This window comes from Streptomyces sp. NPDC006739 (assembly GCF_042869815.1).
Classification (GTDB): Bacteria; Actinomycetota; Actinomycetes; order Streptomycetales; family Streptomycetaceae; genus Streptomyces.
The window spans coordinates 525,472-541,303 of sequence record NZ_JBIAGM010000002.1; the positions used below are offsets into that span (position 1 = coordinate 525,472).

General features: G+C 72.2%; 15 protein-coding genes. 7 read left to right on the forward strand and 8 right to left on the reverse strand.

The window, feature by feature from the left end; all coding sequences use genetic code 11:
- Positions 1 to 93: 93 nt before the first annotated feature.
- The 3 genes from ACFYMM_RS05775 to ACFYMM_RS05785 form a co-directional block, all read right to left on the reverse strand.
- Positions 94 to 1,053 (reverse strand): endonuclease/exonuclease/phosphatase family protein, encoded by a 960-nt coding sequence (locus tag ACFYMM_RS05775; RefSeq protein ID WP_388384514.1) that lies wholly within the window; start codon positions 1,051 to 1,053, stop codon positions 94 to 96.
- A 273-nt stretch (positions 1,054 to 1,326) separates the two neighbouring features.
- Complete coding sequence (locus ACFYMM_RS05780) at positions 1,327 to 1,956, reverse strand: TetR/AcrR family transcriptional regulator (protein WP_388384190.1); 630 nt, start codon at positions 1,954 to 1,956, stop codon at positions 1,327 to 1,329.
- A 76-nt stretch (positions 1,957 to 2,032) separates the two neighbouring features.
- Positions 2,033 to 3,622: an MFS transporter gene (locus ACFYMM_RS05785; RefSeq protein ID WP_388384192.1), complete on the reverse strand. Its 1,590-nt coding sequence runs from the start codon at positions 3,620 to 3,622 to the stop codon at positions 2,033 to 2,035.
- A 189-nt stretch (positions 3,623 to 3,811) separates the two neighbouring features.
- Between ACFYMM_RS05785 and panB the strand changes: the two genes are divergently transcribed.
- The 3 genes from panB to ACFYMM_RS05800 all read left to right on the forward strand — a co-directional run bounded on the left by panB (position 3,812) and on the right by ACFYMM_RS05800 (position 6,778).
- Complete coding sequence (gene panB / locus ACFYMM_RS05790; protein WP_388384193.1) at positions 3,812 to 4,690, forward strand: 3-methyl-2-oxobutanoate hydroxymethyltransferase; 879 nt, start codon at positions 3,812 to 3,814, stop codon at positions 4,688 to 4,690.
- 253 nt (positions 4,691 to 4,943) lie between these two features.
- The gene (locus ACFYMM_RS05795; RefSeq protein ID WP_388384195.1) at positions 4,944 to 5,969 is read left to right on the forward strand and encodes an ATP-binding cassette domain-containing protein; all 1,026 of its coding nucleotides are present in this window, start codon (positions 4,944 to 4,946) and stop codon (positions 5,967 to 5,969) included.
- The gene (locus ACFYMM_RS05800) at positions 5,966 to 6,778 is read left to right on the forward strand and encodes an ABC transporter permease (RefSeq protein ID WP_388384197.1); all 813 of its coding nucleotides are present in this window, start codon (positions 5,966 to 5,968) and stop codon (positions 6,776 to 6,778) included. Before ACFYMM_RS05795 ends, ACFYMM_RS05800 begins: the two co-directional genes overlap by 4 nt.
- Before the next feature lie 22 nt (positions 6,779 to 6,800).
- On the opposite strand, the gene ACFYMM_RS05805 is transcribed toward ACFYMM_RS05800, so the two are convergent.
- Positions 6,801 to 10,142 (reverse strand): BTAD domain-containing putative transcriptional regulator, encoded by a 3,342-nt coding sequence (locus ACFYMM_RS05805; RefSeq protein ID WP_388384199.1) that lies wholly within the window; start codon positions 10,140 to 10,142, stop codon positions 6,801 to 6,803.
- Positions 10,143 to 10,298: 156 nt separating this feature from the next.
- Between ACFYMM_RS05805 and ACFYMM_RS05810 the strand changes: the two genes are divergently transcribed.
- The gene (locus ACFYMM_RS05810) at positions 10,299 to 11,099 is read left to right on the forward strand and encodes a site-2 protease family protein (RefSeq protein ID WP_388384202.1); all 801 of its coding nucleotides are present in this window, start codon (positions 10,299 to 10,301) and stop codon (positions 11,097 to 11,099) included.
- Here ACFYMM_RS05810 and ACFYMM_RS05815 read toward each other — a convergent pair.
- Positions 11,089 to 11,274 (reverse strand): hypothetical protein, encoded by a 186-nt coding sequence (locus tag ACFYMM_RS05815; protein WP_388384204.1) that lies wholly within the window; start codon positions 11,272 to 11,274, stop codon positions 11,089 to 11,091. The two genes, ACFYMM_RS05810 and ACFYMM_RS05815, sit on opposite strands and share 11 nt — an antisense overlap.
- Before the next feature lie 78 nt (positions 11,275 to 11,352).
- A complete protein-coding gene (npdG, locus tag ACFYMM_RS05820; RefSeq protein WP_388384205.1) occupies positions 11,353 to 12,069 on the reverse strand; it encodes an NADPH-dependent F420 reductase in 717 nt (238 codons plus the stop codon).
- A gap of 149 nt (positions 12,070 to 12,218) precedes the next feature.
- Here npdG and ACFYMM_RS05825 point away from each other — a divergent pair, with 149 nt between their 5' ends.
- On the forward strand, positions 12,219 to 12,818 hold the full coding sequence (locus tag ACFYMM_RS05825; protein ID WP_388384207.1) for a hypothetical protein: 600 nt from the start codon (positions 12,219 to 12,221) through the stop codon (positions 12,816 to 12,818).
- A 27-nt stretch (positions 12,819 to 12,845) separates the two neighbouring features.
- On the opposite strand, the gene ACFYMM_RS05830 is transcribed toward ACFYMM_RS05825, so the two are convergent.
- Positions 12,846 to 13,079 carry a hypothetical protein gene (locus tag ACFYMM_RS05830; RefSeq protein ID WP_388384209.1) on the reverse strand — a complete coding sequence of 78 codons (234 nt, stop codon included), beginning with the start codon at positions 13,077 to 13,079 and terminating at the stop codon, positions 12,846 to 12,848.
- A gap of 58 nt (positions 13,080 to 13,137) precedes the next feature.
- On the opposite strand from ACFYMM_RS05830, the gene map reads away from it, so the two are divergent.
- Positions 13,138 to 13,995 (forward strand): type I methionyl aminopeptidase, encoded by an 858-nt coding sequence (gene map, locus ACFYMM_RS05835; protein WP_388384211.1) that lies wholly within the window; start codon positions 13,138 to 13,140, stop codon positions 13,993 to 13,995.
- 10 nt (positions 13,996 to 14,005) lie between these two features.
- Here the strand turns inward: map and ACFYMM_RS05840 are convergent, their stop codons facing one another.
- On the reverse strand, positions 14,006 to 14,677 hold the full coding sequence (locus ACFYMM_RS05840; RefSeq protein WP_388384213.1) for a PhzF family phenazine biosynthesis protein: 672 nt from the start codon (positions 14,675 to 14,677) through the stop codon (positions 14,006 to 14,008).
- A 159-nt stretch (positions 14,678 to 14,836) separates the two neighbouring features.
- Here ACFYMM_RS05840 and ACFYMM_RS05845 point away from each other — a divergent pair, with 159 nt between their 5' ends.
- On the forward strand, positions 14,837 to 15,832 hold the full coding sequence (locus tag ACFYMM_RS05845) for a hypothetical protein (RefSeq protein ID WP_388384215.1): 996 nt from the start codon (positions 14,837 to 14,839) through the stop codon (positions 15,830 to 15,832).

The following is a 15,832-nucleotide window of genomic DNA, read 5'->3' on the forward strand; positions in this document are numbered from 1 at the left end:
CTGTGCCTTTCGGGGAGAGCGGTGGTCCGTGACTTCTACGACTTCTATGTTCAGCTACGGAACAAAGTCTCCCGGGTCCGGTATTCCAACCGGTTAATTCGACGTGTCGAGCTTCACACGCGCGGCCACCGGAAGGTGGTCGCTGCCCGTCCTCGGCAGGGTCCAGGAACTCTCCGGCTCGACGCCCTTGACCATGATCTGGTCGATCCGCGCCATCGGGAACGAGGCCGGCCAGGTGAAACCGAAGCCGCTGCCCGCCGCCCCCTGGGTGGAACGCATCTGCGAGGTGACGTCGTTGAGCGCGCGGTCGTTCATCGTGCCGTTGAGGTCACCGAGCAGCACCACCCGCGCCAGGGGTTCGTCGACGATCGCCTCGCCGAGGGCGTCGGCGCTCTTGTCGCGCTGCCGGGCGGTGAACCCGGCCTCCACCTTCACCCGCACCGACGGCATGTGGGCGACGTACACCGCGACCTGGCCCTTGGGAGTCGACACCGTGGCGCGCATGGCACGGGTCCAGCCCAGCTTGATGTCGACGGCCCGGACGCCGGTCATCGGGTACTTGCTCCACAGGCCGACGGTGCCCTCCACCGCGTGGTATCGGTACGTCGGCGCCAGCGCCCGCTCGTAGACCGGTACGGCGGACGCCTTCAGCTCCTCCAGCGCCAGCACGTCCGCGCCGGACGCGGCCACCTCCCGGGCGGTGCCGGCCGGGTCCGGGTTGGCGGCGTTGACGTTGTGCGTGGCCACCATGAGGTCGCCGCCGCTGCCCGACTTGTCGGTGAGCAGCCCGCCGAACAGGTTCAGCCAGACGATCGCCGGGAGCAGCACCGCGATCAGCGCGGTCGCCGACCTCCGTACGATCCCGAGCACCAGCAGGACCGGGATGGCCAGCCCCAGCCAGGGCAGGAAGGTCTCCGTGAGGCTGCCGAGGTTGCCGAACCGGTTGGGGACCCGCGAGTGCATCAGCATCACCAGGGCGAGCAGCAGCGCGAGGGCGGCGAGGACCAGTCCCCGGCGCCAGACGCGCGGATCGCCGCGCCAGCCGGCCGTCATCCGGCTCAGCAGGCGCCGAAGCCGGGATCCAGGTCGCTCGGGCCCCGAGCCGCCGTTGTCCGTCTCCGTCATGTACGCCTGCTGCGCCATACCGTCTGCCTCACTGCCTGCCGTGCAACCGTCGTTCCCCCGTGTATCCGACCCTAGGGGATGATCGGTCCGTTCCCGCCGTCCCATGACGGCCGTACGGAAGACGAGGACGAACGAGTCGGGGCGGTGAGTTCCGGCTGCCCCCGGTGCCGGCGCGTCTGTGACGAAACGCGCACATTGACGCTACGGTTCGGGCGGGCTGACGGGGCGTAGGCCGGCGAGGACCGTGTCGACTATCTGTTCGGAAAGGCCCTCGGGAAGGTCGTCGTCGAGGCGGATCACGGAGCGCACGAACATGGGGCCGACGAACATGTCGTTGGCCAGTTCCAGGTCGATGTCGGCGCGCAGTTCACCGGTGCGCCGGCCGCGGCGCAGCACCTCCAGGCCGAGGTTGCGGCGGGGCGTGATGACTCTCGCGTGGTAGGCGGCCCAGATCTTGGGGCTGGACTTCATCTGGGCGTACACGTTGTGCAGGATCGCCGACGAGCGGCTGACCAGGCCGCGTTGGCGCAGGGTTTCGAGCAGCACGACCAGGTCGTCGCGCATGGAGGTGCCGGGGAGTTCGGGGTCGGCGGGTTCGAAGGCGCTGATGACGTCGACGAACAGGTCCTCCTTGCCGTTCCAGCGGCGGTAGATGGTGGCCTTGCCGACGCCGGCGGTGCGGGCGATCCGCTCGATGGACAGATCGGCCAGCGGGACGCCCTCCTCCAGGAGGCTCATCGCACCTTCCAGGATGGCGCGTTCCACGGCCTCGCTGCGCGGCCGGCCCCGGGCGGGGCCGGCCGGCCGCGGCCGGCTGTCGGCGAGACTCACGTCATTCAGTCCTCTCCCTGTGCTGCGGGAATTGTCCCGCAGCTGCCTCCCTCCCCCGTAGTGCCGCCCCGGCCGTTCAGTCCGCGGCGCCCACCAACTCCTGCTCCGGCTTCTGCCGCCGGCCGGCCGACGGCCTGCCCGGCAGGAACAGGGCGACCACCACGGCGCCGATGAGCGCGACGCCCGCCCCGCACAGGGCGGTGACGTGCATGGCGTGCAGGAAGGCGTCGTTGGCGGGGCCGACGAGGGCCTTGCCCCGCGGGCCGAGCCGGCCGGCGACGCCGAGGGTGGCCTCGATGGACTCGCCCGCCGTATGGCGCAGGGCGGGCGGCAGCAGACCGAGCTTGCCCTCGATGCCGTTGCGGTACGACGTGGAGAGCACCGAGCCGAGGACGGCGATGCCGAGGGCGCCGCCGACCTGGCGGAAGGTGTTGCTCAGCGCCGAGGCGGAACCGGCCTTCTCGCGCGGCAGCGCCTGCATGATGACGACCGAGGTCGGCGTCATGATGTGCGCCATGCCGGTGCCCATGAGGAAGAAGTTGACCTCCAGCAGCCAGATCGGCGTGTCGGTCCGGTAGGTGGCGAAGATGGTCAGCGTCACCGCGATCAGCACCAGGCCCGCGGTGGTCGTGGCCTTGTTGCCGAACCGGTCGACCAGCAGCCGGGCGCGCGGCGCGAAGATCAGCTGGGCGACGGCCAGCGGCAGCAGGAGCAGGCCGGACTGCAGCGGGGAGTAGCCGCGCACGCTCTGGGTGTAGAAGACCGAGAAGAAGGTCACGCCCATCAGCGCGAAGAAGACCAGCGCGATGGCGCTCATGGCGGCCGAGAAGACCTTGTTCCTGAAGTAGCCGACGTCCAGCGAGGGGTGGTCGCTGCGCTTCTCGTAGACGACGAACGCCGTGAGGACGACGAGGCCGGCCGCGATGGTGGCGAGGACGGCCGTGCCGGTGAAGTCGGCCAGCTCGCCGCCCTTGATGATGCCGTAGACGAGCAGCACCAGGCCGACCACGGACAGGACCACGCCGACGGGGTCGAGGCGGCCGGGCCTGGGGTCGCGGGAGTCCGGCACCAGCCACACCATCAGGACGACCGCGAGGATCACGATCGGCACGTTGATGAGGAAGACCGAGCCCCACCAGAAGTGGTCGAGCAGCGCGCCGCCGGTGATCGGGCCGATCGCGATGGCCAGGCCGACGCCGCCGGCCCAGATGCCGATGGCCTTGGGCTGCTCCTCACGCTCGAAGACGTTCATCAGGACGGCGAGGGTGGCCGGCATCACGAAGGCGGCACCGAGGGCCATCAGCGCACGGTAGGCGATGAGCTGGGCCGGCGAGCCGGACTCGGCGGCGAGGGCGGAGCCGACGCCGAACACGACGAGGCCGCCGAGCAGCACCTTCTTGCGGCCCAGCCGGTCACCGATGAGACCGGAGGTGAACAGCAGACCCGCGAAGACCAGGGTGTACGAGTTGATCGCCCATTCGATCTGGCTCTGGGTGGCGCCCAGACCGGTCGGCGCCGGGGTGGAGATCGTCTTGATGGCGACGTTCAGGATCGAGTTGTCCAGCACCACGATGAGCAGGCTCAGCATCAGCACACCGAGGATCGCCCAACGGCGCCGGTGCACGGCTTCCGGTATCCGGGAGGCGGGGGCGGGAGGAGTTGTCATGCGGTCGAGCCTAGGACAATTCCGATACGGGACCGTCTCGTATCTTATTTTCTTTACAAAGGACTTACTCAAGTACTGCGCGAGGGATCACGCGGAGGTGCCCTGGCCCCGACTGGCACGAGGTGCCACCATGGAGGGGATCCGGGGACGCCGTCAGGGCGCCTCGAGATGACGTTAGGAGCCGTTGCAATGACGCAGCTTTCGGCTGCCCAGCCTGCGCAGCACAGCACCCCCGACAGCAGCGGCAAGGCGCTGTACGGGGGCAAGGGCACCCGCCGCATCACGGTCCGCGACATCGCCCTCGCCAAGGAACGCGGCGAGAAGTGGCCCATGCTCACCGCCTACGACGCGATGACCGCGTCCGTCTTCGACGAGGCCGGGATCCCGGTCATGCTGGTCGGGGACTCGGCCGGCAACTGTCACCTGGGGTACGAGTCCACCGTCCCCGTCACACTCGACGAGATGACCATGCTGTCCGCGGCGGTCGTCCGCGGCACGCGGCGCGCCCTCATCGTCGGCGACCTCCCCTTCGGCTCGTACCAGGAGGGCCCGGTGCAGGCGCTGCGCTCGGCCACCCGGCTGGTCAAGGAGGCCGGCGTCGGCGCGGTGAAGCTGGAGGGCGGCGAGCGCTCCCACGACCAGATCCGGCTGCTGGTGGAGTCCGGCATCCCGGTCATGGCCCACATCGGCCTGACCCCGCAGTCCGTCAACGCCATGGGCTACCGCGTGCAGGGGCGTGGCGAGGAGGCGGCCCAGCAGCTGCTGCGCGACGCGAAGTCGGTGCAGGACGCCGGAGCCTTCGCCGTGGTGCTGGAGCTGGTGCCGGCCGAGCTGGCGGCCGAGGTCACCCGTGTGCTGCACATCCCGACCGTCGGCATCGGCGCCGGACCGGAGACGGACGCGCAGGTCCTGGTGTGGACCGACATGCTCGGGCTGACCGGCGGGCGCGTGCCCAAGTTCGTCAAGAAGTACGCCGACCTGCGCGAGGTCATGACCGGCGCGGCGAAGGCGTTCGCGGAGGACGTCGTCGGCGGAACGTTCCCGCTGGAGGAGCACTCCGTCCACTGAGGCCACCGGACCCCACCACCCAGACCACTGCGGCAACACCGAGGCAGCCCCGCTGATCTTCCCCCGTCAGCGGGGCTGCCGCACCTCTGCGCCCAAACCGGCGCCGCTCTCGCGGATGTGGTTGCCCGCCGTCGTGGTTCCTCAATTGGTGGTCGCGGTGCTTGTCAGGGGACTTTCGGCGATGTAGGCGGTCTGTCGGTCGTACGAACGGTCTGTCGGTGGTTTGTCGGTGGGGGCTGACACCGTCGTGGGCATGACGCGAATCGACAACATCCCCGGCGGCGCGGGACACGCCGTCACCGTGCGGGGGCTGGTCAAGCACTACGGCGAGACCAAGGCGCTGGACGGTGTCGACCTGGACGTGCGCGAGGGCACCGTGATGGGTGTCCTCGGGCCGAACGGCGCCGGCAAGACCACCCTCGTACGCATCCTGTCCACCCTGCTCACCGCCGACGCCGGCCGGGCCACCGTCGCCGGCTACGACGTCGCACTCCAGCCCCGGCAGCTGCGCCGGGTGATCGGCCTGACCGGCCAGTACGCCTCGGTGGACGAGAAGCTCCCCGGCTGGGAGAACCTGTACATGATCGGCAGGCTCCTCGACCTGCCCCGCAAGGACGCCCGGGCCCGCGCCGACGAACTGCTGGAGCGCTTCTCCCTCACCGACGCGGCCAAGCGCCCGGCCAGTACGTACTCGGGCGGTATGCGACGACGCCTCGACCTGGCCGCCTCGTTGATCGGGCGGCCCGCCGTCCTCTTCCTCGACGAGCCGACCACCGGCCTCGACCCGCGGACCCGCAACGAGGTGTGGGACGAGGTCAAGGCGATGGTCGGGGGCGGGGTCACCGTCCTGCTCACCACCCAGTACATGGAGGAGGCCGAACAACTCGCCTCCGAGCTGACCGTCGTGGACCGCGGGAAGGTCATCGCGAACGGCCGCATCGAGGAACTGAAGGCCAAGGTGGGCGGGCGCACGCTACGGGTCAGGCCGGCCGATCCGCTCCAGCTGCGCCCGCTCGCCGCGATGCTCGACGAGCTGGGCATCACCGGCCTCGCGAGCACCGGCGTGGACAGCGAGACCGGAACCCTGCTGGTGCCGATCCTCAGCGACGAGCAGCTGACCGCCGCGGTCGGCGCGGTCACCGCGCGCGGCATCACGATCTCCTCCATCACCACCGAACTGCCCAGCCTGGACGAGGTGTTCCTGTCGCTCACCGGCCACCGCGCCGGTGACCTCCAGGACATCGCGCCCGCCGAGCCCCGCAAGGAGGTCGCCGTATGAGCGCCGCCACCACCACCGCCCCCGTCGACCCGCGCATCCCGCTGCGCGGGCACCTGCGGCACACCGGGGCCCTGATCCGCCGCAATCTGCTGTGGATCAAGCAGGACCCCGAATCGATGATGGACGCGGTGCTGATGCCGGTCATCTTCACCCTGCTGTTCGTCTACGTCTTCGGCGGCTCCATCGGACAGGCGCTGGGCGGCGGACAGGACGGGTACGTGCAGTACGTGATCCCCGGCATGATCGCGATGATGAGCATGACGCTCTCCCAGGGCGTCGGCACCGGCTTCAGCCAGGACTTCAACTCCGGTGTCATGGACCGCTTCCGGTCGCTGCCGATCGGCCGCGGCTCGGTACTGTTCGCGAAGATCACGGTGGAGCTGGCGCGGATGCTGTTCGCCACGGCCGTGCTGATGGCCGTCGCCGTCCTGGTCGGTTTCCACATCGCCAACTGGCCCGGCCTGTTCGCGACCGTGGGGCTGTCCGCGCTGTTCGCCTCGTCGATCATGTGGGTGTTCCTCACCCTCGGCGTGGTCCTGAAGAACGCGCAGTCCGTGCAGGCGATGGGCTTCCTGGTGCTGTTCCCGCTGCAGTTCGGCTCGTCGATCTTCGCCCCGACCAGGTCGATGCCGGGCTGGCTCCAGCGCTTCACGGACTACAACCCGCTGTCCACGCTCGCCGACGCGGCACGCGGCCTGATGGTGGGCGGCCCGGTCGCCCACGACCTGTGGGTGACGATCGCCTGGTCCGTGGCGATCACCGCCGTGATGGCGCCGGTGGCCATCCACAAGTTCCGCACCAAGAGCTGAGGTTCGGCACCAAGAGCTGACGTCAGACCAGGGCGGTGGCCTCCGCGAGGGAGAGGCCACCGCCCTCGGCGTACGCCGCCTCGTAGGCCGCGTCGTCGAGCCGGGACCGGACCCGGGCCTCCACCAACTCGCGCACCCGGCGCTTCGTGCCGGAGGCCACGTGGTCGGCCGACAGCAGGGCGTCGGAGGCGGCCAGACAGCGGGCGGCGTCCTCGGCACGGCCGCCGTCCGGGCCGGTCAGGGCCATCGCCGCGACACAGAGGCAGACCGCGGGCAGATGCGGGGCGAGGGTCTGGGTCAGCGGGTCGGCGGCATGCCGCAGCGCCTGCCGGATCCGGGCCAGGGACTCCTCGTGCTGCCCGTCGAGGGCGTCCAGCCAGGCCTCCTGGACGAGGATCGTGGCGTCGAAGACGACGAAGTGCGCGATCCTGAACCCCTTGCGCAGCAGCCGCAGTTGCTCCCGCGCCTCGGCGACGCGGCCGGTGAGGCCGAGCCAGGCGGCGAGGAAGAGCCGGGCGGCCGGCATGGCCTGGCTGTTCGCGCCGTCCTCACCGGCGATGACCTCGCGCAGCAGCCCTTCGCCGCGCTCCGTCTCGCCCGCCTCGATCAGACCGCCGCCGAGGCGGGCGGCGAGCGTGGCCACATGGGCACGGGCGCCGAGGCGTTCGGCGTGCTCGATCGCCGCCTGGTAGTCGGCGGCGGCGCGCCGGTAGCGCCCCTTGCGCTCATGGGCCTCGCCGCGTGCGGCGAGGGCTTCGGCGGCGCCCCAGTCGTCCCCGAGGCGTTCGAAGATCTCCAGCGCCTCGTCGGCGTCCCGGCCGGCGTCGCCGGCCCAGTCGGAACGGTTGGCGAGGAAATTGGCGCGCATCTGCAGGGTGCAGGCCAGCTCCCACTCGTAGCCGGGGGTCTCCCGGCAGGTGCGGACGCAGGCGTCGACGATGGTAAGCAGCCGGTCCATGCCGTCGGTCAGCATCACGGCGATGCACCACAGGATGCCCGGGGTGCGGCAGGTCTGCGGCAGACCGGGGTCGTAGGCCTGCGCGACGGCGCGCAACTTGGCCTGTGCCCGCGGGGACTGCCAGGCGTCCAACTCGGTGTCCATGCAGCCCAGATGGGCCAGGTGGACACCGCGCCGGGCCTCGGTGAGGCGTTCGCCGGTGAGCGGGGGCGGGGTGTCGTTGCAGGGCTGCCACACCGGTTCGGCACGGCGGACCGGCTCGGCGAACGGGTCCGGGCCGAGCGCCATGACCTCGGCGCTCCAGTGGCGGGCCTCGATGCGCAGGTCGCGCATCTGCCAGTAGAAGACCAGGGAGAGGACGAGGCTCAGCGCCTCCTGTTCGTCGCGTTCGGTGACGGCGTGCCGCAGGGCGGTACGCAGGTTCTCGTGCTCCAGTTCGAGCAGGGCGACGGCGGTGCGCTGCCCGGAGCCGCGCAGCAACGGGTCGGTGGTGCGGGCGAGTTCGCGGTAGTACGTCAGGTGCGCGCGCTCGGCTTCCGGGCGCCTGCCGGTTCGCTCCAGCCGTTCACGGGCGTACTCGGCGACGGTCTCCAGCAGCCGGTAGCGCATGCCGCCGTCCGCCGAAGGGGCCGCCACCACCAGGGACTTGTCCACCAGGGAGCCGAGCACCTCCAGGGCGACGGGTCCGCACACGGCCTCGGCGGCGGCCAGGTCGCAGCCGCCCGCGAAGACCGAGAGCCGCCCGAGGACGTCCCGTCCCTCCTCGTCGAGCAGGTCCCAGGACCAGTCGACGACGGCGCGCAGGGTCTGCTGGCGGGGCAGCACGGTGCGGCTGCCGGAGGTGAGCAGCCGGAACCGGTCGTCGAGCCGGTCGGCTATCTGGCGTGGCGTCAGCATCCGCAGCCGGGCCGCCGCCAGTTCGATGGCCAGGGGCAGACCGTCGAGCCGGCGGCAGATCTCGGCGCACGCCCGGGGGTCGTCCGCCACGTCGAAGCCGGGCAGGGCGGCCCGGCCCCGCTCGGCGAACAGCCGCAGCGCGACCGGCTCGGGCAGCGGTTCCACCGGGCGCAGCAACTCCCCCGGCACGCCCAGGGGTTCGCGGCTGGTGGCCAGCACGGTCAGCTCCGGGCAGCGCTCCAGCAACTGCTCCGCCAGCCGGGCCGCCGCCCCCACCACGTGCTCGCAGTTGTCGAGGACGATCAGCATGCGGCGGCGGGCGCAGTGCTCCACGATCCGCTCGACCGGCTCGTCGTGCCGGTCGGCGACGGCCCGCATGCTCTCGGCACCGGCGCCGTGCAGCACGGTCTGGCGGGCGCCGATCGCGGTGAGCACGGTCTCCGGTACGGCGTCCGGGTCGTCGACGGGCGCCAGCTCGGCCAGCCACACCCCGTCCCGGGCGGCGTCCCCCACCCCCTCGGCGGCCTCCTGCGACAACCGTGTCTTCCCGGCCCCACCGGGCCCGAGCAGCGTCACCAGCCGCGCCACGGCGAGGTCCCCCCGGATGGCCGCGATGTCCCTCTCGCGCCCGACGAACGAGGTGAGCCGCGCCCGCAGATTGCCGGGCACCGGCCGGGCCACCGCGGCCACCGCGGCCTTCGCGACAGTGGGGCCGCCCACGGAGGGGTTGCCCACGGGGCCGGAGGCGACGGCGCTGGAAGCCGCCGCCGTCCCCCGCTCGGACCCGTCGGAGGCCTCCTCCGCCAGTAACTCCGCGTGCAAATCCCGCAGTTCGGGGCCCGGGTCGGTGCCCAGACGGCCGGCGAGGAGCTGGCGTACGTCCTCGTAGGCGGCCAGCGCCTGCGCCGTACGGCCCGTGTCGCGCAGGGCGCGCAGGCGCAGGACGTGCAGCGGCTCGTCCAGCGGATGCTCGTCGCACAGGGCGGTCAGCTCGGGCAGGGCGTGTTCGCCGAGGGCCAACGCGGCGGTGTGCCGGGCGCGCAGGGCGTCGAGGCGGCGGGCGTCCGCGCGGGCCACCTCGGCGGTGCGTTCGGGCAGGTCCGCGAGGGCGGGCCCGCGCCACAGGCCGAGGGCGTCGTCGAGGACGGCGGCCGCCTTCGCGGGGTCGCCGTCGGCCAGGGCGCGCAGGCCCTCACCGGTGAGCCGTTCGAAGCGGTGCAGGTCGATGTCGTCGGGGGCGGCGGCGAGCCGGTAGCCGCCCTCGGCGGAGCCCACGGCGGTCGCGCCGAGCACCCGCCGCAGCCGTCCGACCAGCGCCTGCAGCGCACCGGCCGCGTCGGCCGGCGGGTCCGCGCCCCACACCTCGTCGACGAGCAGCCGCGTCGGCACGGTACGGCCGGCCCGCAGCGCGAGCACGGTGAGCAGCGCGCGCAGCCGCGCTCCGCCCACGGGGACGGCCGTGCCGTCGGGGCGGAATGCCTGGGTGGTGCCGAGGATGCGGTAGCGCACGGGTCCATTGTCCCCGGTGACGGACCCGCACCGCTCCCGGGTTTCCCCGCGCCCGACCGGGAGAGCGGCCCACGAGGACCGGTTCCCCCCGCCCCCCGTCACCGATACCGTCGACCCCGCCCCGCACCACCTCACAGGCCCCAGGAGTCCCGCGCCATGACCACCGCCACCACCCGCCCCAGCGACCGGCGGATCAGCCCCGTCTTCCTCGGGATCCTCGCCGTCACGGCGGTCACCGGATGGGCCACCTGGACGGGATCCGCGGGCCGGCCGGGGCCGGCCGTGTTCCTGTTCGTGACGGCGGCCTGGATCGTCTCGCTCTGTCTGCACGAGTACGCGCACGCCCGCACGGCGCTGCACGGCGGGGACATCTCGGTCGGCGCCAAGGGCTATCTCACGCTGAACCCGCTGAAGTACACGCACGCCGTGCTGAGCATCCTGCTGCCCGTGCTGTTCCTGATCGCCGGCGGTATCGGCCTGCCGGGCGGGGCGGTGTTCATCGAGCGCGGCCGGATCCGGGGCCGCTGGCGGCACAGTCTGGTCTCGGCGGCGGGCCCGCTGACGAACGTGCTGTTCGCGGCGGTGTGCAGCGCGCCCTTCTGGCTGCACGCCCTCGACGGCGTGCCCCGGGACTTCCGCTACGCGCTGGCGTTCCTCGCGCTGCTCCAGGTCACCGCGGCGATCCTGAACTTCCTGCCGGTGCCCGGCCTGGACGGCTACGGGGTGCTCGAGCCGTGGCTGTCGTACCAGGTCAAGCGGCAGGTGGAGCCGTTCGCCCAGTTCGGGCTGCTGTTCGTGTTCGCGCTGCTGTGGGTGCCGTCGATCAACCAGGCGTTCTTCGACGCGATCTACGCGATCCTGCGCGGCCTGGGAGTCGACGACATCGACCGCTACTGCGGTCAGAACCTGTACCGCTTCTGGACGAGCGGCGACCCGTACTGCTCGTTCAGCCGGTGACGGACTCCCGACGGGCGGCCCTGCCCCGCTTCACGTAGTACCAGCACATGTTGCTGGACAGCCCCGCGAGCAGCACCCACACGATCCCCAGCAGGCTGCCCTGGACGAAGGAGACGACCGCCGCGGCCACGGCGAGGACGCAGACGACGAGGGCGTAGAGGGCGAGGCGGGGCATGATGGTCGGCTCCTGTCGGGACTGGCCGGGGGCGGGGGGACACCGCCGGCTTGACTGCCTCCAGTGTCCCCCATGCGGTCATACGTCCGTGACGCGGAGCCCGGCGTGTGCCTTGTAGCGGCGGTTGACGGAGATCAGGTTCGCGACCAGGGACTCGACCTGGTGGGCGTTGCGCAGACGGCCCGCGAAGACGCCGCGCATGCCGGGGATCCGTCCGGCCAGCGCCTGCACGATCTCCACATCGGCCCGCTCCTCGCCCAGCACCATCACGTCGGTGTCGATCTCGGCGATCTCCGGGTCCTGGAGCAGTACGGCCGACAGGTGGTGGAAGGCGGCGGTGACCCGGGAGTCCGGCAGCAGGGCGGCGGCCTGCTCGGCGGCGCTGCCCTCCTCGACCTTCAGCGCGTAGGCGCCCTTCTTGTCGAAGCCGAGCGGGTTGACGCAGTCCACGACGAGCTTGCCGGTCAGCTCCGCGCGCAGCGACTCCAGGGTCTTGCCGTGGCCGTCCCAGGGCACGGCGACGATCACGATGTCGCTGCGGCGCGCGGTCTCGGCGTTGTCGGCGCCCTCGACGCCGTGCCCGAGTTCCGCGGCGGCGGCCTGCGCGCGGTCGGCGGCCCGGGAACCGATGATCACCTTCTGGCCGGCCCTGGCGAGCCGGTAGGCGAGGCCCTTGCCCTGCGGGCCGGTACCGCCGAGCACGCCGACGACGAGTCCGGAGACGTCGGGCAGGTCCCAGGGGTCCTTGGCGGGGGCCTTCGCGGGGGTCTGTGCAGCGCTGTCGGTAGAGGTCATGGGCCGACTCTACGTCCGCCGGGGCGCCGCCACCCGGTCGGGTGGACCGCGTCCCGGGCGGCGGCGGGCGCCGGGCGGGGTCCCTGAGTCGGGCGAATCCGGAGCGAAGTGCGCCTCGAGCGTGGCCGTTTACGGCACCATGCGGTCGTATGGACGCCGTACGGGTCGCGTTGCTGCGTGAAGTGCTCGCCGGGACCGAGTGGTTGGGGGCCACGCGGCGGTTCGCGGGGGTGCTGCGCGGGTCGGTGGTGGCGCACGGCGGCGGGCTGCTGCTGGTGGGCACGCCGGAGTACGAACCCTGGCATCTGGCCGCCCATCTGGTGGACGAGGCCGCCTGGTCGGGCACACCGGAGCTGGCCCCGACACTCGTACGGCACGGTGCGCGGCCCTCCGATCCGCCGCACCTGGCGGTGGGTCCGGGCCGGATCGAGGCGGCGCGGCGCGGCGAGACCCTGCTGGTGGTGGCTCCACGGGAGTCCGAGCCGCTGCTGCGGCGGGTGCACGACGCCCGCCGGGCCGGGGTGACCGTGCTGGCCCTGGGCCGCGGCGGCGGTTCCCTGGAGTCGCTGGCGCACGAGACGCTGGCGGTGCCGGAGGGGGCCGAGCTGGACCTGGACAGCGTGCAGCACCTGGTGAGCGCGGCGGCCGGGGAGAACGCGGTGGCGTGCGTGCGGGGCCGCCGCCGGTTCCGGGACCGGCTGTCCCGCCTGGCGGAGATCCTGACGGCCCCGCCGCCCGCCCCCTGGTGACGGCCCGGTGCCCGTGCCGGGGTGCGCTCAGTCCTGGCCCGCGTCGCCGGGCGCCGGTGTGTCGTGCCAGCGCGGGTCGTTCTCCCACTGGAGGTTGCGCTCGCGCGCCGACTCCATGGCGTGCTCGGCCTCCTGGCGGGTGGAGTACGGGCCGAAGCGGTCCTTGGCGGGGCACTCCGGCCCCTCCTCGACCTTCCTGTGCTCCAGGCAGTAGTACCACTCGCCGGGCTTCCCGACGGTCCGCTTCTTGAACAGTGCCATGACCGGCTCCTCTCGCCACCGACATGTTCCCCCACGTCCGCTGGTTAGACTCGCTGGCATGTCTGGCCAGTCGCTGCTCGTACCAGGGGAGCTGTCCCCCACCCGTCCGGTTCCCGGAAACATCCGCCGCCCCGAGTACGTGGGCAAGCCCGCGCCGGCGCCGTACACCGGGCCCGAGGTGCAGACGCCCGAGACCGTCGAGGCGATGCGGATCGCCGGGCGGATCGCGGCGCGGGCCATGGAGGAGGCCGCGAAGATCATCGCGCCGGGGGTGACCACGGACGAACTCGACAGGGTGGCGCACGCGTACATGTGCGACCACGGCGCCTACCCGTCCACGCTCGGCTACCGCGGCTTCCCGAAGTCGCTGTGCACGAGCGTCAACGAGGTCATCTGTCACGGCATCCCGGACTCGACGGTGCTGCGGGACGGCGACATCGTCAACCTGGACGTGACGGCGTACATCGGCGGGGTGCACGGCGACAACAACGCCACCTACCTGGTCGGGGACGTCGACGACGAGTCACGGCTGCTGGTGGAGCGGACGCGGGAGTCGCTCGACCGGGCGATCAAGGCGGTCAAGCCGGGGCGGCAGATCAACATCATCGGCCGGGTCATCGAGTCGTACGCCAAGCGCTTCGGCTACGGCGTGGTCCGTGACTTCACCGGTCACGGCATCAACTCGTCGTTCCACTCCGGGCTGATCGTCCCGCACTACGACAGCCCGCACGCGACGACGGTCATGCAGCCCGGGATGACCTTCACGATCGAGCCGATGCTCACGCTGGGCACCCACGAGTACGACATGTGGGACGACGGCTGGACGGTCGTGACCAAGGACCGCAGGCGGACGGCCCAGTTCGAGCACACGCTGGTGGTGACGGAGACCGGGGCGGACATCCTGACCCTGCCGTGACGCCCGGCCGTCAGACGAGGGCCGCGTGGCGTTCCGGCTGGCGTTCCAGGAACACCCGGCCGCCGATCTCCACCCAGCCGTACGGCTGCGGGGCGGTGAGGATCTGGGAGCCCGCCCCCTGGGTGATGTTCAGGGCACGGCCCAGCCGGTCCGTGAGGAGCAGGGCCGCCGCGCCGGTGGCCTCGTCCTCCTCGATGCCGTCGCCGCGGCCCGGGAAGGCGCGGGCGCGGATCCGCCCGGCCGCCTCGTCCTCCCAGGCCCAGGCGTAGAGCCAGTCGCCCGGTGGCGGCACGTCGAGGGCGTCGACCTCGGCGGCGGTGGCGTACTGGCGCAGGGTGCGCGGCGGCGCCCACTCCGGGCGGGCCTCGATCCAGCTGAACTCGCCGTCCAGACGGGCGCCGGCGACCCCCGCGGGTGTGACCAGTTCGGGTACGTCCAGCAGCCAGGCGGTACCGACGCAGGGGTGGCCGGCGAAGGGCAGGCGCAGCGTGGGCGTGTAGATGTCGATCACCCCGCGCTCGGGGTCGTCCACGAACACGGTCTCGCTGAAGCCGAGCTTCGCGGCGAACGCCTGCCGGTCGCCCTGCCCGGGGACCGACGAGCCGTCGCGGACCACGCCGAGTTCGTTGCCGTAGCCGCCGTTCGGTGCGCAGAAGACGCGCAGTACGTCGTAATCAGTCACGGGGGAATTGAAACATCGCGGCGCCCGCCGCATCGTCCCAGGCGGGGGCGGAGCCGGGGAGCGGCCGGGTGCGCGCGGCGGAAGTCGAGGACCCTTCGCCCGCCGCGCGTGCCCTCCCGGTAGGGTTCGCCTCCGGGAAGGGGAGGGTGAACGGATCCGATGAGCAGGGACGGCAGGCTCCGCGGGTTCCGCGGGTATGGGCGGAACGCACTCGTAGCGGCCTCGCTGACCGCTTTGTCGCTGACCGCGAGCGGATGCGTGGTGGTGCACGGGGAGCGCGTGGTGGTCCCGGCCGGCACCCGCGCCGAGGCCGCCAAGGCGCTCCGGCAGTTCACGGACGCCTACAACGCGGCCGACAAGGCCTACGACAGCTCCCTGGACGCCGGCCGTGTCACCGGCGCCCTCGCCGACATCGACGCGGCGCGGCTGCGGGCCGGACACGCCACCAGCCCGGCCGGCAACGCCGGGCACACTCCGCTCGTGCTGACGGACGCGAAGTTCACCATTCCCAAGAAGGCCGGCTGGCCCCGCTGGTTCGTGGCCGACGCGCGGGGCAACAAGGGCGGCGACGCCCGCTGGCTGCTGGTGTTCACCCGCAACAGCCTCAGCGAGCCGTGGCAGGTGGCGTATCTGACGCTCGTGGCGCCCTCCGCCGTACCCGCGTTCAAGAAGGACAAGGACGGCTGGGCGCAGGCCGTGCCCGCCGGCTCCGCCGCGTTCGCCGTGCGTCCCGCCGACCTGAGCAAGGACTACGCGGCCTACCTGAAGAGCGGCGGCAGGACCTTCGCCGACGGCCCGCACACCAGTGGCTGGCGGGCGGACCGGGCCCGGGACGCCAGGCGGCCGGGGCTGGTCAGGCAGTACATCGACCAGCCGCTGACGAGCGGTGACTACGCGCCGCTGGCGCTGCGCCTGGCGGACGGCGGGGCGCTGGTGTTCTTCACCACGCACCACTACGAGAAGCAGACCGCCGCCCCCGGCGCCTCGGTGCCGGCCCAGAACAAGGACGTCCAGGCCCTGACCGAGGGCGAGGTGAAGCAGTCACTGACGCTGGAGTACATCTCCAACGAGGTCGCCCTCGACCCGGCCGGCCCCGGCGCCCGGGTGTCGCTCCTGGGCCGGATCCAGGGCCTGACGGCGGCACAGGGCACGTAG

Coding starts and splice junctions, on each gene's coding strand:
- ACFYMM_RS05775 (WP_388384514.1), bottom strand. CDS start 1,053: ATGACGGCCGGCTGGCGCGGCGATCCGCGCGTCTGGCGCCGGGGACTG.
- ACFYMM_RS05785 (WP_388384192.1), bottom strand. CDS start 3,622: ATGACAACTCCTCCCGCCCCCGCCTCCCGGATACCGGAAGCCGTGCAC.
- panB (WP_388384193.1), top strand. CDS start 3,812: ATGACGCAGCTTTCGGCTGCCCAGCCTGCGCAGCACAGCACCCCCGAC.
- ACFYMM_RS05795 (WP_388384195.1), top strand. CDS start 4,944: ATGACGCGAATCGACAACATCCCCGGCGGCGCGGGACACGCCGTCACC.
- ACFYMM_RS05800 (WP_388384197.1), top strand. CDS start 5,966: ATGAGCGCCGCCACCACCACCGCCCCCGTCGACCCGCGCATCCCGCTG.
- ACFYMM_RS05810 (WP_388384202.1), top strand. CDS start 10,299: ATGACCACCGCCACCACCCGCCCCAGCGACCGGCGGATCAGCCCCGTC.
- ACFYMM_RS05815 (WP_388384204.1), bottom strand. CDS start 11,274: ATGCCCCGCCTCGCCCTCTACGCCCTCGTCGTCTGCGTCCTCGCCGTG.
- npdG (WP_388384205.1), bottom strand. CDS start 12,069: ATGACCTCTACCGACAGCGCTGCACAGACCCCCGCGAAGGCCCCCGCC.
- ACFYMM_RS05825 (WP_388384207.1), top strand. CDS start 12,219: ATGGACGCCGTACGGGTCGCGTTGCTGCGTGAAGTGCTCGCCGGGACC.
- ACFYMM_RS05830 (WP_388384209.1), bottom strand. CDS start 13,079: ATGGCACTGTTCAAGAAGCGGACCGTCGGGAAGCCCGGCGAGTGGTAC.
- map (WP_388384211.1), top strand. CDS start 13,138: ATGTCTGGCCAGTCGCTGCTCGTACCAGGGGAGCTGTCCCCCACCCGT.
- ACFYMM_RS05845 (WP_388384215.1), top strand. CDS start 14,837: ATGAGCAGGGACGGCAGGCTCCGCGGGTTCCGCGGGTATGGGCGGAAC.